The organism is Blautia sp. AM28-27, from assembly GCF_003480905.1.
Taxonomy (GTDB): Bacteria; Bacillota; Clostridia; order Lachnospirales; family Lachnospiraceae; genus Fusicatenibacter; species Fusicatenibacter saccharivorans.
This window is the reverse complement of record NZ_QUJK01000015.1, coordinates 49,915-74,318: the sequence shown is the minus strand read 5'-3', so window position 1 is coordinate 74,318 and position 24,404 is coordinate 49,915. Positions and strand designations below refer to the sequence as shown.

General features: G+C 47.3%; 20 protein-coding genes and 1 riboswitch. Of the genes, 19 read left to right on the top strand and 1 reads right to left on the bottom strand.

Annotation, left to right across the window (positions count from 1 at the left end; genetic code table 11):
• The first annotated feature begins 128 nt into the window (after positions 1–128).
• The 19 genes from DW743_RS14680 to DW743_RS14590 all read left to right on the top strand — a co-directional run bounded on the left by DW743_RS14680 (position 129) and on the right by DW743_RS14590 (position 22,203).
• Positions 129–842 carry a metallophosphoesterase gene (locus DW743_RS14680; RefSeq protein ID WP_118666916.1) on the top strand — a complete coding sequence of 238 codons (714 nt, stop codon included), beginning with the start codon at positions 129–131 and terminating at the stop codon, positions 840–842.
• Positions 843–1,069: 227 nt separating this feature from the next.
• Positions 1,070–2,431 carry an MATE family efflux transporter gene (locus tag DW743_RS14675; protein ID WP_117761998.1) on the top strand — a complete coding sequence of 454 codons (1,362 nt, stop codon included), beginning with the start codon at positions 1,070–1,072 and terminating at the stop codon, positions 2,429–2,431.
• 343 nt (positions 2,432–2,774) lie between these two features.
• The gene (locus DW743_RS14670; protein WP_055228556.1) at positions 2,775–4,079 is read left to right on the top strand and encodes a substrate-binding domain-containing protein; all 1,305 of its coding nucleotides are present in this window, start codon (positions 2,775–2,777) and stop codon (positions 4,077–4,079) included.
• A 147-nt stretch (positions 4,080–4,226) separates the two neighbouring features.
• Positions 4,227–5,735, top strand: coding sequence for a sugar ABC transporter ATP-binding protein (locus DW743_RS14665; protein ID WP_117761997.1), 1,509 nt, complete (start codon positions 4,227–4,229; stop codon positions 5,733–5,735).
• Positions 5,736–5,752: 17 nt separating this feature from the next.
• Entirely contained in the window at positions 5,753–7,405 is a 1,653-nt protein-coding gene (locus DW743_RS14660; RefSeq protein ID WP_117510117.1) for a galactose/methyl galactoside ABC transporter permease MglC, read from the top strand.
• Between the two features lie 172 nt (positions 7,406–7,577).
• Positions 7,578–9,176: a response regulator gene (locus DW743_RS14655; RefSeq protein WP_117510116.1), complete on the top strand. Its 1,599-nt coding sequence runs from the start codon at positions 7,578–7,580 to the stop codon at positions 9,174–9,176.
• Between the two features lie 23 nt (positions 9,177–9,199).
• Entirely contained in the window at positions 9,200–11,035 is a 1,836-nt protein-coding gene (locus tag DW743_RS14650; RefSeq protein WP_117761996.1) for a cache domain-containing sensor histidine kinase, read from the top strand.
• Positions 11,032–11,982, top strand: coding sequence for a substrate-binding domain-containing protein (locus DW743_RS14645; protein ID WP_117761995.1), 951 nt, complete (start codon positions 11,032–11,034; stop codon positions 11,980–11,982). The genes DW743_RS14650 and DW743_RS14645 overlap by 4 nt, the downstream gene beginning before the upstream one ends.
• 13 nt (positions 11,983–11,995) lie before the next feature.
• Positions 11,996–13,045 (top strand): galactose ABC transporter substrate-binding protein, encoded by a 1,050-nt coding sequence (locus DW743_RS14640; RefSeq protein WP_319638367.1) that lies wholly within the window; start codon positions 11,996–11,998, stop codon positions 13,043–13,045.
• Positions 13,046–13,164: 119 nt separating this feature from the next.
• Complete coding sequence (locus tag DW743_RS14635) at positions 13,165–13,737, top strand: DUF6553 family protein (protein WP_055228551.1); 573 nt, start codon at positions 13,165–13,167, stop codon at positions 13,735–13,737.
• A 55-nt stretch (positions 13,738–13,792) separates the two neighbouring features.
• On the top strand, positions 13,793–14,215 hold the full coding sequence (locus DW743_RS14630; RefSeq protein WP_117761993.1) for a PPC domain-containing DNA-binding protein: 423 nt from the start codon (positions 13,793–13,795) through the stop codon (positions 14,213–14,215).
• Between the two features lie 202 nt (positions 14,216–14,417).
• The gene (bilS, locus tag DW743_RS14625; RefSeq protein WP_055220197.1) at positions 14,418–14,915 is read left to right on the top strand and encodes a flavodoxin family protein BilS; all 498 of its coding nucleotides are present in this window, start codon (positions 14,418–14,420) and stop codon (positions 14,913–14,915) included.
• Positions 14,916–15,085: 170 nt separating this feature from the next.
• Complete coding sequence (locus DW743_RS14620) at positions 15,086–16,459, top strand: MATE family efflux transporter (RefSeq protein WP_117761992.1); 1,374 nt, start codon at positions 15,086–15,088, stop codon at positions 16,457–16,459.
• Between the two features lie 317 nt (positions 16,460–16,776).
• A complete protein-coding gene (locus tag DW743_RS14615; protein ID WP_117761991.1) occupies positions 16,777–17,079 on the top strand; it encodes a helix-turn-helix domain-containing protein in 303 nt (100 codons plus the stop codon).
• Positions 17,080–17,170: 91 nt separating this feature from the next.
• Positions 17,171–17,710 (top strand): hypothetical protein, encoded by a 540-nt coding sequence (locus DW743_RS14610; protein WP_117761990.1) that lies wholly within the window; start codon positions 17,171–17,173, stop codon positions 17,708–17,710.
• Between the two features lie 8 nt (positions 17,711–17,718).
• Positions 17,719–19,104 (top strand): TrkH family potassium uptake protein, encoded by a 1,386-nt coding sequence (locus DW743_RS14605; RefSeq protein ID WP_055267718.1) that lies wholly within the window; start codon positions 17,719–17,721, stop codon positions 19,102–19,104.
• Between the two features lie 15 nt (positions 19,105–19,119).
• Positions 19,120–19,776 (top strand): potassium channel family protein, encoded by a 657-nt coding sequence (locus DW743_RS14600; protein WP_055267716.1) that lies wholly within the window; start codon positions 19,120–19,122, stop codon positions 19,774–19,776.
• 11 nt (positions 19,777–19,787) lie between these two features.
• Entirely contained in the window at positions 19,788–20,558 is a 771-nt protein-coding gene (locus tag DW743_RS14595) for a TrmH family RNA methyltransferase (protein ID WP_022461705.1), read from the top strand.
• Positions 20,559–20,733: 175 nt separating this feature from the next.
• Positions 20,734–22,203, top strand: a complete 1,470-nt coding sequence (locus DW743_RS14590) for a hypothetical protein (RefSeq protein ID WP_022461704.1) — start codon at positions 20,734–20,736, stop codon at positions 22,201–22,203.
• A gap of 90 nt (positions 22,204–22,293) precedes the next feature.
• Here DW743_RS14590 and DW743_RS14585 read toward each other — a convergent pair whose 3' ends face one another.
• Positions 22,294–24,060: a DUF885 domain-containing protein gene (locus DW743_RS14585; protein ID WP_158568582.1), complete on the bottom strand. Its 1,767-nt coding sequence runs from the start codon at positions 24,058–24,060 to the stop codon at positions 22,294–22,296.
• A gap of 119 nt (positions 24,061–24,179) precedes the next feature.
• A riboswitch (cobalamin riboswitch) is annotated at positions 24,180–24,383 on the top strand.
• The last annotated feature ends 21 nt before the right edge of the window (positions 24,384–24,404 follow it).

Genomic DNA, 24,404 nt, shown 5'->3' with positions numbered 1-24,404 from the left:
TCCTGTCTGTGGTGGTGCTATGAAACAGCAGTTCATTGGATTAAGACATTGCAAATGCGGTATCAGTTGGAAGATATCCGGACAAAGGGTGATATATCCAGTAGAATAGTATAAGAAGGTATGATGGTATGAAGATATTAGTAATTCCTGATGTTCATCTTAAACCGCAGATGTTTAAACAGGCTACAGCTCTTATGCATCAGGGAATTGCCGATCGAGCGGTATGTCTGATGGACATCCCTGATGATTGGGACAAGCAATATAATGTCGGACTTTATGAAGAAACTTATGATGAGGCTATTCGGTTTGCAAAAGCATTTCCGGAAACAGCCTGGTGCTACGGGAATCACGATTTGAGTTATCTGTGGCATTGTCTGGAGAGCGGTTATAGCTCCATGGCTTCACTGACAGTGCAAAGAAAGTTGTTGGATTTGCGAGAGGCTGTTCCAGAAGATAATCCCATTAAATATGTTCAGAGAATAGGCAATGTTCTCTTTTCTCATGGAGGCGTACTGAATTTCTTTGTAGAGGAATATGTTCCGCGAGCAAAATATAATGATGTGGATGCTGTGCTAGAGACGATTAATCAGCTCGGAAGAATCGAGATGTGGAATGATGCATCGCCGATCTGGCTGAGACCACAGCATTCAAAAATGAGATTATATAAGCCACGTAAGTTGTTGCAGGTTGTAGGTCATACACCTATGGATGCAATTACGAAAGAGGGAAATCTGATTAGCACGGATGTGTTTTCAACTTACAGAGATGGAAAGCCAATTGGAACAGAGGAGTTCCTCTTGCTCGATACAGTGACATGGGAATACTGCGGAATTAAGATGTAGAATCCGATACGTAATTGGATGCATATTATGTCTGCGTCTCAAATACGCTGCTTCTTTTTCATACTCTGTAATGGAAAACCAACGAAAATCTCTTTTTACCTCAAAAGAAAGTAATAGCCACCAAAAATATCGGAAAAACTTTGTGAAAAAATAGAATTGTGTTTCGCAAGGGTCCCCTGTAAAATAGCGGCAGGAGGAGAAAGAGAGAAAAGGAGCTTCTTAATCTTATGGGAACAAATGAAAAGAATATGACTGCGGGATCCCCCGGAAAACTGATCATAACGTTTGCCATACCACTGATGCTCGGAAATATTTTCCAGCAGTTTTATACGATGGCGGACACCATGATTGTTGGCCAGGTGGTAGGAGTAGAAGCGTTGGCGGCAGTAGGCGCCGGAGACTGGCTGGTCTGGCTGGTGCTGGGCATCATGACAGGTATCACACAGGGCTTTTCGATTCTTGTATCGCAGTACTATGGAGCAGGGGAAAAGGAAAATCTGAAATGTGCGGTGGCGAAAAGCTATATTATGACAGCATTACTGTCTGTGATTGTACTTGCAGTAAGTGAAGGCGCAGTTTATCACGTTCTTTTATTTTTGCAGACACCGGATAATGTTATTGATCTGACGATGCTATATTTGCGGCTGATTTTTGCGGGAGTCCCGATTATAGCTGCCTATAATATCTTTGCGGCGATCTTAAGGGCACTTGGAAACAGCAGATCTCCATTGATTGCAATGACCGTGGCAGCAGTGATCAATGTGGGACTTGACCTGCTGTTTGTGGCAGTTTTTGGCTGGGGCGTAGCCGGAGCAGCCGTGGCGACTGTTATTGCACAGGGATTTTCAGCCTTGTACTGTCTGCTTGTATTACGGAAAATCAGGGATATCCGACTGGAAAAGGAGGATTTTTACAGGCAGCCGTCTATGAGTCTGCGGCTTTTGAAGCTGGGGACTCCTCTTGCCATACAGAACGTGATCATTTCTGTGGGAGGACTTACGGTGCAGTATGTGATCAATGGCTTTGGCTTTCTGTTTGTAGCCGGATTTACGGCAACGAACAAGCTGTATGGAATTTTGGAGATGGCAGCCGTTTCCTATGGATATGCGATTACAACGTATGTAGGGCAGAATCTTGGCGCAAAGAAATATCAGAGAATCCGAAAAGGTGTGCGCAGCGGTACGTATATGGCAGTGCTCACTTCTGTTTTCATTTCCGGTATGATGGTGCTGATTGGGCGTAATATATTGTCTCTGTTTGTATCCGGTGAACCGGAGCAGATCCGACAGGTGTTAGATATTGCATATAAGTATTTGTTTATCATGGCTGTCTTTTTGTGGATACTGTATTTGCTGCATGTGTATCGTTCCGCGATCCAGGGGCTGGGCAATACTTTGATTCCGCTTGCCAGCGGCATTGCAGAATTTGTGATGCGTGTCAGCGTTGCGCTGCTGCTGCCGAAATGGATCGGCGAAGAGGGAATATACTATGCCGAGATCTGTGCATGGAGCAGTGCAGCTGTTTTACTGATCATAAGCTATATGATTCTGATACGGAAATATAAAGATGCTAAAACGTCAGAAAGCTGATGCAGTCTCGCCTGCAAGAGGATTTTAGAGCTCTTACCCCGCTTAAAGCATAAGTAAGAAATAATACAAAAAAAGCAGTGCTGCAGAACGCAAACTACAGGAAACAGATTGGAAGGCGTACCCGAGGTACGACGAAAATCTGTCATGCAGTAATTTGCGCTCTGTGGGACTGCTTTTTTGCATGATTCTTGGAGTTTTGGGGAATTACGACAAGAAATAACCAAAAATTTCAATAACTAATCCAAAAATATTCTATTTTTTTTCAGACCGCTTGTGATTATAATGAATTCATCAGCTAGGAACGAAGCGAATCTAGCAAAATCACCAAACGGGAGGAATAAAAATGAAAAGAAAAGCATTAGCAGCAATTATGGCAGTAGCTATGGCAGTATCCATGGCTGGTTGTGGAGGATCCACATCAGAGTCTAAAGATTCTACCCAGAAAACAGAAACAGCAGATTCTACGGCATCAACGGGCGGAAGCGTAGAAAACAAGGACAAACCTCTGTGCTGGTTCAACCGTCAGCCATCCAGCAGTGCTACCGGCGAACTGGACAAAGATGCTCTGAACTTCAACGGAAATACTTATTATGTAGGTTTCGATGCAAACCAGGGTGCTGAACTGCAGGGACAGATGGTTCTGGATTACATCAAGAAAAATGCAGACACGATCGACAGAAACGGTGACGGCGTAATCGGATATGTTCTGGCAATCGGTGATATCGGACATAACGATTCTATCGCCCGTACACGTGGTGTTCGTTCCGCACTTGGAACAGGTGTAGATGCAGACGGCGGAGTAGATTCTACACCGGCCGGAACAAACGTAGACGGAAAAGCAAAGGTTGTGCAGGATGCAACTCTGGATGTAGACGGAAAAACATATACCATCCGTGAGCTGGCTTCTCAGGAAATGAAAAACTCAGCAGGTGCAACATGGGATGCTGCAACAGCTGGTAACGCGATCGGAACATGGACAGCTTCCTTCGGTGATCAGATCGATGTTGTAGTTTCCAATAACGATGGTATGGGAATGTCAATGTTCAATGCATGGGCAAAAGACAACAAAGTTCCTACCTTCGGTTACGATGCAAACAGCGATGCTGTAGCAGCAATCGGTGAAGGATATGGCGGAACAATTTCTCAGCATGCAGACGTTCAGGCTTACCTGACACTGAGAGTTCTGCGTAACGCACTGGACGGTGTAGACATTGATACCGGTATCGGTACAGCAGATGAAGCCGGCAACTGCCTGACAGAGGGTGAAGATTACAGATACAGCGAAGAAGAGAGATCTTACTACGCATTAAATATTGCTGTAACAGCCGATAACTACAACGATTTCACAGATTCCACAAAAGTTTACGATAAAGTTGCAAAACAGCTGGATGAAAGCAAGAGCCCATCCAAAAAAGTATGGCTGAATATCTACAACGCATCGGATAACTTCCTGAGCTCTACCTATCAGCCACTGCTGGAGAAATATGATGATCTGCTGAACCTGAAGGTAGATTACATCGGTGGAGACGGACAGACAGAGTCCAATATCACAAACCGTCTTGGAAACCCGAGCGAGTATGATGCTTTTGCAATTAACATGGTTAAGACCGATAATGCAGCAGCATATACATCACTTCTCTCCAAATAATTTGAGACAGAATAAGAGTGTAAATGGTAACGATTCGGAGCCATGCGAAATCGAGATGAGGTCTCTGAATTGTTACCGTAAATGAATGAAATTATAGAGGGGTGTCAGCAATGATACCCTTCTTTATTAAGAAAAGGAAGCGCAGCTATGACAGATGATAAGAATAAATATATCTTATCGATTAACGGCATGAGCAAATCGTTCGGTAGAAATAAGGTTCTGAAACATATCAGCATGAATGTCAAACCTGGAACCATTATGGGACTGATGGGTGAAAACGGTGCCGGAAAATCGACAATGATGAAATGCCTCTTTGGAACCTATCAGAAAGATGAAGGAACCATCGTATTGGACGGAAAAGAAGTGAATTTCTCCGGTCCGAAGGATGCACTGGAAAACGGAGTGGCAATGGTACACCAGGAGTTGAACCAGTGTCTTGAAAGAAGTGTTGTAGATAACATGTTCCTTGGAAGATACCCAAAGAATTCCGTTGGAGTGATCGACGAAGGAAGAATGAAAAAAGAAACATCAGACCTGTTCAGAAAACTGGGAATTACAGTTGATCTGACGCAGCCAATGAAGAAAATGTCTGTATCTCAGAGACAGATGTGCGAGATCGCAAAAGCGATTTCCTATCATTCCAAAGTCATTGTACTGGATGAACCTACATCATCCCTGACTGCACCGGAGGTTGAAAAACTCTTTAAGATGATGCGTCAGCTGAAGGCGCAGGGAATTGCTCTGATCTACATTTCACATAAAATGGATGAAATATTTGAAATCTGTGACGAAATATCCGTACTGCGAGACGGAAGCCTGGTCATGACCAAGCCAAGTAAAGAAACGGATATGAACGAACTGATCGCCGCCATGGTTGGACGTTCTCTGGACAACAGATTTCCGCCTGTAGACAATACACCGGGAGAAACGATTCTCTCCGTACAGAATATATCAACAAAATATGCACCGAAACTGCAGAATATTTCCTTTGATATCAAAAAAGGAGAAATTTTCGGATTCTATGGTCTGGTCGGTGCCGGTCGTACCGAACTTCTGGAGACAATCTTCGGAATTCGTACAAGAGCAGAAGGAAATATCGTATATGATGGAAAAGTACTGAACTTCTCCTCCCCGAAAGATGCTATGGATCACGGATTTGCTCTGATTACAGAGGAAAGAAAAGCCAATGGTCTGTTCCTGAAGGGCGATATTACATTCAATACTACCATTGCGAATATGAAGCATTATAAGAGCGGAGTCGCATTATCACATGACAAGATGGTGCGTGCAACGGCTGAAGAAATCAAGATCATGCATACAAAATGTATGGGACCGGATGATATGATCGCCAACCTTTCCGGTGGTAATCAGCAGAAGGTCATCTTTGGTAAATGGCTGGAGCGTTCACCGAGCGTATTCATGATGGATGACCCGACACGAGGAATTGATGTTGGAGCAAAATATGAAATTTATGAACTGATTATCAATATGGCGAAACAGGGAAAAACAATCATCGTTGTTTCTTCCGAAATGCCGGAGATTCTTGGTATTACCAACCGAATCGGTGTTATGTCTAACGGACGTCTGGCCGGAATCGTAAATACCAAAGAAACAAACCAGGAAGAATTATTGAGACTCAGTGCTAAATACCTGTAACAGGAGGAAAATTGGAAATGGCAGAAAACAGCGTTATTATTTCGTCGGAAGAAGAAGCAAAGCTTTTGAAGCCGATCGATGAATATGTGGAAGAAATCCAGAAAAAAATCGATGCATTACGTGCAGACGGCTTTGACAAAGTGAGCGATCTGAAAAAACAGATCGCGATCGCAAAAGAAAACAAGAACTTATCCGCAACACAGAGAGATAAGATCATTGAAAACAGCAAAAAAGAGCTGGAAAATGCAAAAAAAGTAGAAGCAGACAACAAAGAAGAAATCAAAAAGCTGATCGCAGAGGCAGAAAGCTATCTGGCCGCGCATTACAAAAAGGATTATTACGACGTAGTAAACAAAAGCTGCAAAGCTGCAAAAGCAGAAGAAAACAGCAGATATGAGAAGGTCAAAGCAGATCTAAAGAGCGAGCATCAGAAAAAGGTTGCTTCTCTGAAGGATGCAGAAGAGATTAAGGCTGAGAAATATGTGCTCAAAAATAAATTGTTTGATGCACAGATGGCTCACGAATCGAAGCTTCAGGAGATCAAGGACAGAAGACATGAAGCATTCATGCATAAATATCACCTGATCGACCTGTTGCGGGCTTCCAAATTTACATTCCCGCAGCAGAGAATACAGAAACTGGAAAATTACAGATATACCTTCGATTTATCTCAGTTCCTGTACAAAAACGGTCTGTATATCGTAATCATTCTGATCTTCATCGCACTGTGTATCATCACACCGATCGTTAAAAATACACAGCTGCTGACTGTTACCAACATCCTGAATATCTTACAGCAGGCATCCCCGCGTATGTTCCTTGCACTTGGTGTTGCCGGTCTGATCCTGTTAACAGGTACCGACCTTTCCGTGGGACGTATGGTTGGTATGGGTATGGTTACAGCAACCATCATCATGCATAACGGAATCAATACAGGTGCCGTATTCGGACATGTATTTGACTTCTCCGCTATGCCTGCTACAGCGAAAGCACTGTTTGCACTGTTAATGTGTGTAATCCTTACGACAGCATTTGCCATGATTGCCGGATTCTTCATGGCGAGATTCAAAATGCATCCGTTTATCTCTACCATGGCGAACATGCTGATCATCTTCGGTCTGGTTACCTATGCGACCAAGGGTGTATCCTTCGGTGCGATTGATTCTGCCATCCCGAATACTTTCATTCCGCAGATCGGAAAATTCCCGACCATCATTCTGTGGGCTGTTGCAGCAGTTGCCATTGTATGGTTTATCTGGAACAAAACAACTTTTGGCAAAAACCTGTATGCGGTAGGTGGAAACCCGGAAGCGGCAGCAGTATCCGGTATCTCTGTATTTAAAGTAACAATGGGAGCATTTATGCTGGCAGGTATCCTGTATGGCTTCGGTTCCTGGCTGGAATGTAACCGTATGGTTGGTTCCGGTAGTGCAGCTTACGGACAGGGATGGGATATGGATGCCATCGCAGCCTGCGTAGTTGGTGGTGTATCCTTTACCGGTGGTATCGGTAAGATCTCCGGAGTTGTAACCGGTGTACTGATCTTTACCTCCCTGACATATGCCCTGACGATTCTGGGTATTGATACCAACCTTCAGTTCATCTTCGAAGGTATCATTATTCTGGCAGCTGTAACACTTGACTGTCTGAAATATGTACAGAAAAAATAATGAAAGATTCATAAACAGATAGAATATAAGACAGCCCGGTCGTCCGATGGATGACTAGGGCGGTCTTTTATTCTGTTCTGGCAAAAATTTTTGTAACTATTCATTCAGCAGAGAGCAATCTTCTGCTATAATGAAGGAACAACAACGTACTCCGGAAAACAGGGGGATAAGAATGGAACAATATAAAGTGATTCTTGTCGATGATGAAGTAGAGGTCATCGATGTTATGAAAAAAAAGATCCATTGGAATGATCTGGGATTTGACGTAGTGGGAAGTGCCACCAACGGCGTGAAGGCTTTGGAACTGGTGGAAAAACTTCAGCCGGATGTGGTACTGACGGACATTAAAATGCCTTACATGGATGGACTGGAGCTGGCAAGAAAACTGAACCAGGACTATCCCAATATTTACATTATGCTTTGCACCGGTTTTGACGAATTTGAATATGCGAAAGAGGCCGTCCATCTGGAGATCAAGGAATATATGCTGAAACCCATCAGCGCCATCGAACTGTCAGAAAGCCTGATGAAGCTGAAAACCACACTGGACAGGGAACGGGAAGAAAAGTTAAATGTAAAAAAACTGGAAGACTATTTCCAGGAGGTATTACCAAAGCTGCAGTCCAATTTCTTTATTTCCCTGATCGAGGGAAGGGTCAGAGAAGAGGATTATGAACGATTCCTTTTGGACTATCGGGTGGATATGAAGGGACCTTTGTTTTGCTGCATGATTTTTCATACATCGGAAAATGATGTGCCGGATGGCATGAATCCCTTATTGTTATCCATGTCCGTGGAGCGGGAGATCAAACAGCGGCTGATGGAGAACTGTAATTGCCAGGAGTTCATCTATATGGGTAATACCATTCTGATTATGGAACTCCATTCAGAAGATGAGATAGCTCAATTGACGGACAAGTGTGACCGGTTCTGCCGCTGGGCATGGAGAATTATGGGGGCGGCGGTTACCGCAGGGATCGGAACCGTCTGCAACAGTCTGTACGATATCAGTATTTCCTACGAGGGAGCCAGAGAGGCGGTATCCTACCGTGTCCTGTACGGAACGAAAAGAGCCATCAATATCGCGGAGATCGTTCCCAAAGAGTCAAAAAAGGCGGTTCCCTTAGAAGAGACAAGGATGCAGGAGCTGTTTCGTGCCATCCATGTAGGGGATCAGGAGAAGATCCGGAAAGAAGCCATCAAGGAGACAGAAAAGCTCCATAAGAATGCAGCCACCATCAGCCAGTACAATCTGGCTACCATGGAGATTGTCAGCGGATTTTTCAAATTCTGTGCCAATAATTCCATGGATTTCAATGAAATTTCCGGAAATGTACAGAATCTTTACGAAAGAGTGACTCAGCTGGATGAAAGCTCTATGACAAACTGGATCATCAATATGTCTATGGCGATCAGCGAAAAACTGAGAAGTACCAGAAACAGTACCTCCAGACGGATCATCACCGATGCACAGAACATCGTAAAAGACAGATATATGGAACCGGCGCTCTCGCTGGATGATGTGTGCGCAGATCTTGGTGTGTCCAATTCTTACTTTTCGTCCATCTTTAAAAAGGAAACCGGTCAGTCCTTCGTCTCCTATCTTACCGATTACCGAATGGACAGGGCAGAAGAAATGGTGTTGAACACCGATGAAAAAAGCTATAAGATCGCAGAAAAAGTGGGATATCAGGATGCGAACTACTTCAGCTATGTATTCAAAAAGAAATTCGGTGTTTCCCCTTCCAAATACAGAGCTTCCGGAAAATAGGGAACAGGTGAAAGGGAAAATACATGAAAGATAGAAAAAGAAAGCCGGATTCCCGGAAGAACATCGTATTTAACATACAGTCGATTATCCTGTCTGTCCTTATGGCGATTTCACTGGTTACGATCATTGTAATGGGATTGCTGCTTTACCATCGATTCAAGCTGGCATTGGAAAAAACAGCAGTGGACAACACGGAAGCTACTGTAGAGGCTACCGTGGACCGGTTAAATGCAGACCTGCTGGATATCCGGCAGATTATAAACGGGGCAAACTACAACGTGGTCCAGCAGTTTGATATATCCAGCCGGGAATTCTCGGAGCAGTTCAGTCTGCTCTATGAGACCAACTCCGATAAGATTCAGAGCCTGGCTTTGTATGACCCCAAAGGAAATCTGATTGCATCGGAGCCGGTGGCGGCAGAAAAGAAAAATGTGAAGGTGCAGACGCAGGAATGGTATAAAAATGCGGAAGATGCCATTGAAAATATACACTTTTCCACACCGCATATCCAGGAGCTGTTTGAGGACGGCTCTTATCGGTACCAATGGGTCGTTTCCCTGAGCAGGTATGTAGATGTCAACAAGGGAGAGACACCGGAAACCGGTATTCTTTTACTGGATATGAAATATTCTGTGATCAGGGACGTGATGAAGCAGATCAATGACTGTTCCGGCGGAATCTACTATTATCTGACCAGTCAGGACGGAGAAATGATCTACCATCCCCGGGGAACGGAATTAAACCGCGGATTATTTGAAGAAAACAGTCTGGACGCGGCAAAATACGAGGACGGAACCTACGAGATCCGTTCCGGCGGTCAGAACGAGACCGTGATCGTCGGCAGCGTAGCCTATACAGGCTGGAAGATGATCGGTGTTGTGCCAGAGAGCGTGCAGGCGGCAAACTACAAGAACTTCCGTTACTATGTATTTGCCACGATTCTGGTTCTTCTGGTCATGCTTTTGGAGGGAAATCAGCTGGTATCCCGGAAGATATCCAAACCGATCCGGGAGCTGGATGCTTCCGTCAAGGCCCATGAGGCAGGAGGAAAACCGGATATCTATATCGGCGGCTCCTCGGAGATCCGCCATCTGGGACATTCTGTGCAGAAGTCCTATGAACAGATCGAAAAACTGATGGACGAGATCATCCGGCAGCAAAATGAACGAAGAAAAAGTGAACTGGATGCCCTGCAAAGCCAGATCAACCCCCATTTTCTGTATAATACACTGGAGTCCATCACATGGATGGTGGAAGCCCAGGAAAATGAAGCAGCGGTTCGTATGATTTCCGAACTGGCAAAATTACTTCGTGTCAGTCTGTCACGGGGTAAGACCATCATTCCCATTAAGGATGAGCTGCAGCACAGCAGAAGCTATATGAATATCCAGCTGGCCCGGTACAAAGAGCGATTTAAAACAGAATTCCGGATTGAGGAAGAGATTGAAAACTACTGCATTGTAAAGCTGGTGATCCAGCCTATCCTGGAAAATGCCATCTATTATGGCGTTGGCAATATGGATGAGGATGATGGCGGCATGATCATCGTCAGCGGAAAAAAGAAAGACGAGGACATTCTGATCACCATCGAAGACAATGGGATGGGCATGCGGGAAGAAGTCCTGGAAAATATTCTGACGGATAACAGCAAGGTTCCGAAGCACGGTTCCGGCGTGGGTGTGATCAATGTGCATTCCAGAATCCGGCTGATGTTTGGCGAAGAATACGGACTTTCCATAGAAAGCGAACCGGACGAAGGAACAAGGGTTACGATCCGTATTCCGGCAATCCCATATACACCGGAAAACGCAGAAGCATTGGAATTACAAAAATACATACAAAGGAGACCGGGCAGATGAAAAAGAACAGAATGAAATTTCTTATAATTGAGTTTCTTTTGCTGCTGCTGGCAGTATTCTTTGTATGGAAAATTTTCGATCAGAACGTAGCAGAGCCCCGGATTGCGGTGATTCTTCCGGAGTCCGGTGACAAACGCTGGGATGCCCTGATCAAGGGAATGAAGCAGGCTGCGGCAGAGAACAACGTTCATATGATCATCTGCAATACGGAAGAGATCGACGGGCCGGAGGCGGAAAGAGAATTTATCAGGGAACAGAAGGACAACGATATTGATGGCTTTATCATATATCCGGCACCCGGTCATGAGACGGAAAATATGCTGAAAAAAGAGTGTGGAAATAAACCGTATCTGCTGATTGCAGATGGTCTGGCGGTAAAAGAAGGGGAAACTGCCAGTCCCACGATCCAGCCGGATTACCGGGAGATCGGAAGGTGGCTGGGAGAACGGCTGAGAACAAAAAAGCAGAAGATCGGAATTATCGCCGACTGGAAAATGTCCGAGGCTGTACAGGCGGAGATTTGTGGATTGAACGAGGCGCTGGAAGGCAGCGAAAGCAAGATCAGCTGGTGTATTTACCGGAGAAAAGAACAGGACATTGTGGAGCGGATGAAGAAGGAAACAGAGGCGGATGCTCTTGTCATCCTGGATGCAGGAATATTGGAAGAGTTTGGAGAGCAGGCAGAAAATGGAACATACGAGGGCGCGGAGCTCTATGGAGTGGGTTACAGTCTGAAGACGATTGCACTTCTGGATAACGGAAACATTCAGGGGCTGGCTGTGCCGGACGGATATGAAATCGGCTATAAAAGTGTGGAAGAAATAACCAAAAGGATCGAGCACAGGTCTTATAAAATGCAAGGATATATAACCGAATATCAGGTACTTGGCAAGGAAAATTTCTCTATGGACGAAGATTTAGAAAGGTTTTTATATTCCTATGAATAAAAAGAAAAGAAGGGTGGCAGTATTATTATCTGCCACGATAGGGAGTGCGGTGCTTGTGCTGTCGGGGTGTTCCGGCAAGTCGGACCAGACAGAGAAAACCCTGCGGGTCGGAGTGATAACCTACACTCAGGATGATCCTTTTATCAATGGATTGACGGATGAACTGAAGGCGCAGCTGAAAGCCATGGAAAACAAAGAACGAAGGATTATCGTATCGACAAAAAGCGGAAACGACGATCAGCAGGAACAGAACGAAAAGGTGGAAGAGATGATTGATGCCGGCTGTGATGTGCTCTGTATCAATCTTGTGGACCGGACAGCTCCGTCCCGGATCATCCGAATGGCAAGGAATGAAGACATTCCTGTGATCTTTTTTAACAGGGAACCGGTAAGGGAAGACCTGATGCAGTGGGAAAAGCTGTATTATGTGGGCTGTGATGCAGAACAGTCCGGGATTATGCAGGGCGAGATTGCAGAAGAATACATCAAGAGCCATCCGGAAGTCGATAAAAATCAGGATGGAAAGATCCAATACGTGCTTCTGGAAGGAGAAGCAGGCCATCAGGATGCCATCAGCAGAACAGAGTATTCCGTAAAGACACTGATGAAGAATGATGTTATACTGGAAAAGCTAAGCTATCAGTTAGCGGACTGGAACCGGGGACAGGCGGAAAACCGCATGAACCGTCTGATCAGCCAGTACGGAAAAAAGATTGAACTTGTTATGTCCAACAACGATGAGATGGCACTTGGGGCTGTGGAGGCCTATCGGAAAGCAGGCTATGTCCGTGAAGAATGGCCGGTGATCTTCGGAATTGATGGCCTGGAAGAGGCTCTGGAAGCCGTAAAGGCAGGAGAGATGCAGGGCAGCATCCTAAATGACAGAGTGGATCAGGCAAAGAAAATGGCGAAAATGGCAGTGGAGCTGTTCGAGGGAGAGGAATTTGACCAGGAAAGCCTGAAAGAAGGCCGGTATTATTTTTCAGAATATCAGAAGGTAGACGGCAGCAACATCGATGAGTACCTGAACGCAGAAGAGACGATTTCCCACTCCGGAATGTAAGCAGGAAGACTGCGTTTGCAGGCAGAAAGAGTAAGTAAAGACGTGTCTTTATTTTAAACCAATCAAGCAAGCAGCGAAGCGGATTGCGAATATCCGCCTGACAGAATGAGGAAAAACAGATGGAACATACATGGACCAAAGATTTTTATCAGGAGACAGATCCGGCAAAACGGCAGCAGATCTTAAAAGAATATATCGGAGAGGAGGAAGCTTGGGAAGAAGAATACCGGGCTCGGCTCTGGACGGCCCGATACGGACAACGCAGGCTCCAGAAGGATGAATTTGTCAAATGCCTGATGGAACTGAAGTATCTGGCGGAAGGAACCTCTCTGGATCCGGGAGGCGACAGAAGAAAGATGGGAGCCCGGATTCTCTCTACGTTGTGCCTGGCGGAAGCCATGCAGTCAGATGAGGGATACCAGAAAATTCTTGCAGATGAACTGTACAATGTATTCCTGAAATTTATTCAGGTCAGCAGAGGAGGCAGAGGATTTACCTCTCTGGTATTCGGCATGGGACAATTGTCCGAAGAAGGAATCGCGAAAAAAATCGCCGAACAGATCAGTGTGATCGCGTTCAAGGCACCACGCCTGCTTCACATGGAAAAAGAATTCACCCTGCTCCGGGAAGCCGCCCTCCGGGCATATCGGCAGGAGTATCCGAACAGGGAGCATTTTCTGAATAAATATTGAGGTTATTGCAGTAATGTCTGAAAAGTGACCGGGCGGAAAGAGAAAGGAGAATAAAATGGAATACAGAAAATTTGACAATGTTATAGTAGCAAGGATTGACAAAGACGAGGAAATATTGGAGCAGCTGATGGTAATTGCCATAAAGGAGAATATAAAGCTTGCCAGTGTCCAGGCTCTTGGAGCGATCAATGATTTCACAGTCGGAGTATACAAGACAGACGAAAAGAAATATTATTCAAACAGCTTCCAGGGGTATTATGAAATTACATCACTGACAGGTACAATCAATACAATGGATGGAGAATATTATGCACATCTTCATATGAGTGCCGGAAATCAGAAGGGCGAGGTGGTTGGAGGACATCTGAACAGAGCGATTGTCAGTGCAACCTGTGAGATGGTCATCACGGTAATTGACGGAAGAGTGGACAGAGTTCATGATGAAGAAACCGGACTTAATATTTTTAAGTTTAACTGAAGCTGCAAAGCAGCTATTCGGTTATGAGCAAGTAGCGAAGCGGATTGCGAATATCCGCTTGACTTAAAAGCCTGAGAGGAAATAGTGAGAAGCAACATCGGGATGCAGCGTAAGCGAAATCGAGATGTGATCTGAAGAGATAATACAATTTACGAAAAAGTGGATTTTCCACATAAATACCTGAACTGGAGGTGTATGGGCTATGATAAAAGAACATTATTCGATCCTGTTTTGCAGCTTAACGGGTAATACAAAGAAGCTGGCTGATGCAATCTATGAAACGTTGCCAAAGGACAAATGCGATTATTTTGGCACAAACGATTCGCAGGTACCGCAATCCGACGTATGCTATATCGGATTTTGGACGGACAAAGGGAATGCAGACCAAAAGACATTAGAATTGCTGTCGAAATTAAAAAATAAAAAGATTTTTCTGTTTGGAACAGCTGGATTTGGCGGAAGTGATGCCTATTTTGAAAAGATTCTCGGACAAGTCAAACAGTCGATCGATGCAAGCAATACGGTCATCGGTGAGTATATGTGCCAGGGAAAGATGCCGCAGTCTGTGCGTGAACGGTATGTGAAAATGAAAGAAAACCCGGAACATCCGGCCAATCTTGATCTGCTGATTCAAAATTTTGACCGTGCTTTGTCACACCCGGACAGCGAAGATTTGGAAAGACTGAAAAAGTCATTATGAGATAGAAAAGTATGTTGTGCTTGATAAAAATAATCAGATAAGAGCAAGATTCGCGAAATAATTGCAATGGATCGTCAAATGGAATAGAATGGAGAGAAAAAAGAAAGGTGTGGAAAAGGCAGGGCTGGCAAAGCATATCCGGCAGATGAGGTCATGCAGAAACAAAAACAATGAAAACTACAACAAAACAAACTCATTTATACAGTAACACGGATCTCCGCAAGCTTTTAATTCCAATCATCATTGAACAATTGCTTTCTTCCCTGATGGGAACTGTCGACACGATGATGGTCAGCAATGTCGGGTCTGCCGCAATTTCGGCAGTCTCGCTGGTGGATTCCATTAATATCTTAGTCATTCAGGCGCTTTCTGCGCTGGCGGCAGGAGGAGCGATTCTCTGTTCGCAGTATATTGGAAGCGAAAAACGGGATGGAGCAATCCGTTCGGCACAACAGGTGCTTTTTGTTATGACAGTTTTGTCCGTCGCATTATCCGCGGGCTGTCTGATTTTCCGTGTTCCGCTGCTGCGCGTGATTTTCGGGGCAGTGGAAGCGGATGTTATGAAAAATTCACAGGTGTATTTCCTGTTTACGCTGCTGTCATTCCCGTTTATCGGTCTTTACGATGCGGGCGCATCGATTCTGCGGGCGCAGAACAACAGCCGCAGTCCGATGGTGATTTCGGTGATTTCCAACTTTATGAACATCGGCGGAAATGCCATTCTTATTTTCGGCTTCCACATGGGTGTCGAAGGAGCCGCGATTTCGACTTTAATTTCGCGTATTTTCTGTGCGGTTGTCGTACTGTGGAAGCTTCGGGATGAAAGCAAACCGATTTTTGTGAAGCAGTATCTTTCCATTCGGCCGGACTTTGGTTTGATCAAAAAAATACTGTTCATCGGTATTCCATCGGGAATCGAGAACAGTATGTTCCAGTTTGGAAAGCTGGCGATTCAGTCCACTGTGTCCACACTTGGCACGGTTGCCATTGCCGCGCAGGCGATGACGAACATCCTTGAGAACCTGAACGGTGTCGCTGCGATCGGTGTCGGCATCGGACTGATGACGGTAGTCGGTCAGTGTCTCGGCGCGGGCCGGAAGGATGAAGCAATCTACTATATTAAAAAACTGTGCTGGCTGTCAGAAGTGGTTATCGTTGCAAGCTGTCTGCTGGTATTTGTGCTGACAAAACCGATTACGATGATCGGCGGTATGGAGGCAGAGAGTGCAAAGCTCTGCATGCAGATGATGATCTTTATCACGATTGTAAAGCCGCTCTGCTGGGTCATGGCGTTTGTCCCGGGATACGGCATGCGGGCTGCCGGGGATGTAAAATTCTCCATGATCACGTCCTGCTGTACGATGTGGCTGTGCCGTGTGAGTCTCTGTATTTACCTGTGCCGCGTATGGGGATTCGGCCCGATTGCGGTCTGGATCGGTATGGCGGCAGACTGGAGCCTGCGGTCCATTCTCTTTACCATCCGGTTCAAATCAGGAAAATGGCTGAATCATCATTTGATAGAAGAAAAGAAACAGGAGAGCTAAACATCTTCTTCCGGTAAAAAGGAAAGCGTATATGCAAGAGAGTCGTTGAGATGAGATTTTTGACCGCGGCTGGAAGCCGTACCGGATCAATCACCTGAGCTGGTGGAAAGAGGAGCTTGCATCCGAAGAAGAGATGGAAGAGGGACGGAACAATCTTGCAGCACACGACAATCGGAATGTAGATGAAAAGAAAATCCTTTTGTACGAACAGATCATTCGGGTTGTGTAGAAACAGGAAGAAAAAACTGGATTTTTCCAGTACCGGATGATAAGATAAAACTGTGTTTCGGGATGGCTTAAACATATGGAGGTGCAGGATGGAACCAATTTATTTGTCAATCCGGCAGAAAGAAACTGGCAGCCGCATCAAATCCCTTCTTCGTGAAAGCGGATACACCGTGAGAGACATTCAGAATGCCATGGGTTTTGAAAATCCACAGGCGGTCTATAAATGGATTTCCGGCAAGTGCCTGCCAAGTCTGGACAACTTTCTCATTTTAAGCAGATTATTAAACACAAGCATCGAAGATATCCTCGTCATTGACGGGGATATTCCTCGCTTCAGGATAATTTTAAACTACACACAACGGTGGCAGGAAAGTCTCCACCGGCTCCGTTGACTTTATATGTGCAAACTGATAAGATACTCATAAGTATGTTCTTAGGGGTATCTTATTTTTGTATTTCAAAAAGAAAAGGGGAAATTAAATAATGACAAAAAAGAAAATCATTGGCCTTTGCATCGGCGCTGTCGTTCTTGCTGCGGCTGCGGCCGGTGTGAAGGAAGGCAGCTGGCTGATGAAGCATCGCCGGATGCAGAATGAGTTTACGCATGAGATGAATGCATTCACGACCAAAACAAACGCTGAGCTGATCCAGCCGACGATTGTTGCGGAGGATGATATCTACGGCTGGTTTTTCCATGAGGAAGATGACGGGCTGTACATGAATCTCTATTACCGGATCAAAAACGAGTCCAATCAGCACGAAATTGCATCCAGTGAATTTCCTGTGAAGATCAAAAAGGAGTTTCTTGCGGATGATAAAGTGTGGAGCAGAACGACGGGGACCGCGAAAAATCAGGTTCACGCGGAATACCTGGAAGGAGAAGATGACATGACGGTTTCGTTTGACGTCTATTACCAGTGTGAGGGTTCCTGCGGGGAATATTTTGCGGATATTACCGTGACGGACAGTGAGACCGGAAAGTTCTACTACAGCAGTGAAGCAGAAAATGAAGCGGCAGAATAGGAGGAGCGATGGCCGAAAAACAAAGCAAAAATAAATGGCACACACCGGCGGAGCGGATTATGATGCTGGGATTTGCGGCGGTAATCCTGCTGGGAACGATTCTTCTTTGCCTGCCGGTTTCTGCGGCGGACGGAAAAAGCGTTTACTGGCTCGACGCCCTGTTTACCGCAACGACATCTGTCTGCGTGACGGGCCTTGTCACCGTTCCGACGGCGACGACATGGAGTACCTTTGGAAAAATTGTGATCCTCGGGTTGATTCAGTTCGGAGGTCTTGGCATCATGGCGTGCCTGACGATGGTGTTTCTGATCCTGCGCCGGAAAATCAGTCTGCAGAGCCGTAAACTGATCCAGGACACTTACAATCTGCCGGTTTTAAAGGGCAGCGTCGGTATTGTGCGGAAGCTGCTGATCGGCACGGCGGCGGTGGAGCTGGCGGGAGCCTTTTTCTACAGCTTCTGGTTTGTGCCGGAATACGGTTTCTGGAAGGGAATCGGCTACAGCCTGTTCCACTCCGTATCCGCCTTCTGCAACGCCGGAATTGACCTCGTCGGGGAATCCTCGTTCGCCCCGTTTGTGACGAACCCTCTCATCAACTTTACGACGATGGGCCTGATTTTCTTAAGCGGCCTTGGCTTTCCGGTCTGGTGGGAAGTGCTGGAGCGCGTGCAGGATCTTGTAAAAGGAAAACGGACCCGGAAAAACTTCGTGCGCGGCTTCACGCTCCACACCAAACTGGTTCTGACGACAACCGTCATTCTTCTGTTCGGCGGGGCGCTTCTGATCCTCGCGCTGGACTGGAACAACGCATCCTCGCTTGGCAGCTTAAAACCGGCGCAGAAGGCTATGGCGGCCTTCTTCCAGTCCGTGACGACGCGAACTGCCGGCTTTGAGACGATCCCGCAGGCAAACTTCTCGGACGGCTCCGCGATGGTAAGTATGATCCTCATGTTCATCGGCGGCTCTCCGATGGGAACGGCGGGCGGTGTCAAGACGACGACTGTTGCGATTCTGCTCGTGGTCGTCGCATCCTACATCCGCGGCGATTCCGACACCGTGGTCTGGGGACGGAAGGTCATGGAAGAAAACATCCGCACCGCGGTCGTTATTTTCTTCTTCGCACTGACGATGGCATTCACCGCGACGGTGCTTCTGATCTCTGTCACCGGAAGTCCTCTGCTGGACTGCCTGTATGAGATCGTTTCCGCTGTGGCAACCGTGGGACTGACGCGGTCGCTTACGCCGACACTTCCGGCGGCGGGAAAAATCATCGTAATTCTGGTCATGTTCATGGGACGTCTTGGACCGGTTACGCTGGCCATTGCACTGCGGCGGAGAAGCGGAAGAAAAGATGTGGATATCCAGCGCCCGGAACAGAGGGTGCTGATTGGATAAAAGAGGAGAAAAAACATGAGTAAACAATACGCAGTCATCGGACTTGGAAAATTCGGCTTCGCCGTGGCGACGACGCTGGCGCAGGCAGGAAAAGAAGTGCTCGCGGTCGATAAAGACCCGGAGCTGGTACAGGAGATCGCCGATCTCGTCACATATGCGGCGCGCGCGGACATCACCGACAGCCGTGTTTTTGCATCGCTTGGCATCAGCAACATGGATGTCGTGATCGTCGGCATCTCTGAAAATATGGAGTCGAGCATCCTCGCCACCCTGCAGGCAAAAGAGGCGGGCGTGCCGCTCGTCATCGCAAAGGGCATGAGCCAGATGCATGCCAATATTTTGAAAAAAGTCGGCGCGGACCGCGTCGTGATGGCGGAGAGTGAGACGGGCATCCGCCTCGGAAAAAGCCTGATTTCCGGCGGCTTCCAGGACTTCTTCATGCTGTCGGATTCGTTCTCCATGGTAGAGCTTCCCGTGCCGGAAGAGTGGACGGGGCATAACCTCGAGGAGCTGGATCTGCGGAAGAAATACAGTATCAACGTAATCGCCGTCAAGGACGGGGAAGACATCCGTGTCACGGTCAATCCGAAGACGCTGCTCCGCGCAGAGGAAGTGCTGATTCTGATCGGCGAAAACAAAGAACTTGCCAAATTGATGAAAAACAGGAAATGAGGGGACCATTCATGATTACAAGCAGCAGCAATGCACAGGTAAAAAACATTATTGCGCTGAACAAAAAAGCAAAAGAACGCCGGGAGCAGGACGTTTTCGTGGCGGAGGGCTGGAAAATGTTCCAGGAAGCGCCGCGGGAATGGCTGAAAAAAGTATATGTGTCTGAGAGCGGCAGCAAAATGCATGAAATACCGTCCGACGGGACAGAATACGAAGTAGTGGACGACCGCGTGTTCCAGTCCATGTGCGACACGAAGACGCCGCAGGGTGTTTTAAGTGTGATCCGTATGCCGCACTACACCGAAGAGGAGGTGATGGACAACGGAAAGACACCGCTTCTGATGGTACTTGAGGATCTGCAGGACCCTGGAAATGTCGGAACAATCATCCGCACCGCAGAGGGCGCAGGAGTCACCGGCATCATCATGAGCCGCGGTACCGCGGATATCTTCAATCCGAAAACGATCCGCTCGACGATGGGCTCGATCTACCGTATGCCGTTTCTGATCGTCGACGATGCGGTCGGATTTGTAAAAGGCTTAAAAGCGCGGAAGATCTGTACGTACGCGGCACATCTGCACGGCGTGCATTCCTACCGCGAGGAGGATTACACAAAAGGAACGGCATTCCTGATCGGAAATGAGGGAAACGGCCTGACTGATGCAATGGCAGAGGCCGCCGAGTGCCTGATCCGTATTCCGATGGAAGGAAAAGTGGAATCGTTAAACGCAGCGATTGCATCCGCCGTTCTCATGTATGAGGCACACGGCCAGCGCGCATAAAAGAAAGAGCGTTACCGGTTTTCTTACATTTCTCTTAACCTGCCGGAAACCTACTCGACAGAACCGGTATTTTGAGCTAAAATAGAAAGAGCAGAGTCCGGGCTGAATTTCTGTCAGTCCGGTAAAACTGTAATATTTGCCAGAAAAGCAAAAGCTGTTTTGGGAGGAAGGAAAAATGAGTGAGAAAAAAAACATCAGTAAAAAGGAGCTCCGAAGAAGAAAGCGGAAGCGTGCGCTGATGATCAAAACAGGAATTCTATGTGTTCTGCTTGTCATCTTCGGCATTGGAATCTGGGCTTTGGCCGGAGGAACAGAAAAAATCCAGCAGAAAGCACAGGAAAAAGAGGATCAGAAAACAGCAGAGGTGGACGGTTCCGTATCGTCGGACAGCACGGGAAGTGCTGAAGCGCCGACAACGAAAGCACAGATTATGGCGGAAGCCGATGCACTTGCGCAGACATACGATTACGATGGAGCCATTGAAAAGCTCCAGAGCGTAGAGGGCGCAGCGACCGACGCGGATATCATCACAAAAGTAGCAGAGTACACCAGCACGAGAGATGCCTGTGTGCGCGTCAACGTCAACGAAGTAACCCACATTTTCTATCATTCTCTTGTAGTCGATCCGCAGAAAGCTTTCTATCAGGACAACGCACAGACCGCAGGCTTCTGCCAGTGGATGACCACCGTGGATGAGTTCAACGCGATCACCCAGCAGATGTACGACAGAGGATATGTCATGGTTTCGATCAACGATCTCGTGAAAAAGACCGTAGATGATGACGGAACCGTTCATTACGAGGAAGGGGACATTTACCTGCCGGAGGGCAAGAAAGCATTCGTTCTTTCTCTGGATGACCTTTCCTATTACCACTCTTACGACGGACGCGGCATTGCCAGCAAGATGGTAGTCGGCGACGACGGAAAACCGACCTGCGAATACATTCAGGATGACGGAACTGTTGTGACCGGTGCTTACGACTGCATCCCGCTGATGGATCAGTTTATCGAAGCGCATCCGGATGCCGTATACCATAATGCGCGCGGAACCGTAGCACTGACCGGCTACGACGGAATCCTCGGATACCGCACCGACGGTGATTACAAGACAAGAGAAGATCTGACGGATGATCAGGTAGCATGGCTTGATGCACACCCGGATTTCGACTGGGATAAAGAGTGCGAGGAGGCGAAAAAAGTAGCCGATGCGATCAAAGCAGACGGCTGGACATTCGCAAGCCATACCTGGGGCCATATCCGTGTCGGCGACAAACCGATCGAGACGATCCAGGCGGATACCGAGAAATGGCTGACGTATGTTGCACCGCTCATCGGCGGAAGCGATATCATCATCTTTGCACATGGACAGGATCTTTCCGACTGGCACGATTACACGATGGACAATGAGAAGTTTGCTTACTTAAAGAGTCAGGGCTTCAACATCTACTGCAACGTAGATTCCTCCCAGTATTTCGTTCAGGTAAGAGACAATTACCTGCGTATGGGACGAAGAAACCTGGATGGATACCGTCTGTACCAGAACCTCTACGGAGGCGGCGAGGATAGAACAAGCGATCTGTTTGATTCTGCCTCTGTTATTGATCCGCAGCGGCCGACAGATCCATCTCTTTACAATTTAGGTTAAAGAATTTTGAAAATGAAAAAGATCTCACAGAACTTTCTATTATTTATAGAAGAAAGTCTGTGGGATCTTTTTTTCAGCAGGGCGAACCGTTTACAGATATTTTTCTACGAGCGGAAACGGCAGAGGCCCGAGACGGAGCAGTTTTTCATGGAAACCGATCAATGAGAATGAGTCACCTTCCTGTTTCTGCACTTCCGAGAGGAGCTGCGAAAACGAGAGCGATCCGACACAGTATTTCAGATAGTTCGCCGGTGTCTCGAGAATATACTGATATAAAGAGGCAGCGGCCGACGCATCCGTGATGCCGAACTGCGCCAGAAAGGCTGACGCATCCGCGAGGAGCCATCCCTGGCTGTGGATTCCGAGATCCAGCAGCGAGCAGAGGATAAGATGCACCGAGCGGTTCAGATACCAGAGACGGCAGAGCGCCTGCGTGTTTGCATCGAGATTACGTGCGGCGTAGCGGCAGGCATATGATTCAACGTAGGTTGCCCATCCTTCCACATAACCCGACGGCGCGTAGAGATGGCGGATCAGAAGCGGGTCGGAGCGCGAGAACGAGACGGTCTGGTACAGATGGCCGGGAAAGCCCTCGTGGGCAAGTGTGGAATACAGCTCGATGCCGGTCATTTCATCCGCGGGATTCAGGTAAATGGAGTTGGGTGAATTGACATCGGCGGGCGGTGTGAGATAAAAGGCGGGGCTTAAAAAATCCTTGAGGGAGTCATCCACGGTCTTTACTTCGTATGCGATACCCGAAAGAACGGGAAAATCTTCAGAAACGGCATTCTGCAGATCGGCAAGCATTTCCTCCGGCGTGGAGAACGGCAGCACGAGCGCCTGCTCGGAGAGGGAGAGCGACGGATTCTGATCGAGAATGATCTGCATTTCGGCACACTGGTCCGCAAGCTGCTGTGTTAAAAGGCGGGTCAGCTCCTCTGGTGAAGCGTCAACACCGACGCGGCTGCGGAGAAGATACGCATAGTAGGAAAGTCCGCCTTCCTGCCGGGAAAGACCGCCGGCGTTCTGTGTTCCTTTGCCGCGGAGTGAAGAAAGAGCATCGGAAAGAGAGCGGTAGGCGGGAAAAACACAGGAGATAAGGAGTTTTTCATGCGTCTGCAGACAGAGATTCCTTTCCGCCTCAGAAAACAGTGAAGACGCCTGCAGTTTATTCTGAAAAACGGTGTGGAGCAGATGGCTTTCCGGTGTATCCGCGTCGGCGAGAAAAGCACTGCACTGGCGGATAATGCCATCGACCGCAAGGTCATTCTGAAACACGCCCTGCCGGGATTTTTCCTGCTCGAGTGCGATGAGATCGGAGAAATAGCGCGGGAGATCCTGCAGAAGATGGAGGTAGTCGGCGATATCCTGCTGTGTGCGGAACGGGTACTCCGCGAGCAGAATGGGAAGCTGTGCCTGAATCCCGAGCGACGGACCGAGCGGTTCCGCAAGAAGGCTGGTGCTGCCCGGCATTTTCTCGCAGTTCAGCTCGTAGAGCAGAAGATCGAGCGTGATCTGATTTTCCGCGGAGAGGCGGTTTCGATGAAAGGATGTGAGCGTTGTTTCCACACTCTGCAGCAGGGCATCATACGAGGTGCGGTCAGGGATGGAAACCGTGCCGAACGAGGCAGTGCCGGGGGCAATTCCGCGGGAAGCCGGATCGGCGAGGGTATAGTGGAGCGTGATGGCAGAAGAGGTTACCTCGGAGTGGAACCGTTCCTCCACATACGCGGAAAACCGGCGGTTCTCACCAGGGGAAAAGAACGGGGAAAAATACCAGAACAGCAGGGCGAAAAGAAGTCCGCCGCACAGAAGCAGAGGGAACAGGATGCGGCGGTGCAGAGAAGCTGGTTTCATAGAATAGGCTCCGGTGCGGACAGTTATCATAAAGTATGTAAAAAATGCTGATTTTATGCGCTTTTTCCGTGGCCTTTCATTTGACTTTCCAAAACGGCTTTGCTATAATCAGTAACGAATGAAATAAGGGACTTTTCAGTGCGGAACGGATTTGAAAAAGAATCCGCGAAGGTAAAAGGGAATCAGGTGGAAATCCTGAGCGATCCGGTCACTGTAAGCAGGGAGTGTTAGCTGCAGAAATGCCATTGTGCGAAACGCATGAGAAGGCGCGGCTGCCGTGAAGATCTGCGAGTCAGGAAACCTGCTGGAAAGGTTAGTGAATCGCTTCCGATAAAAGCATATAT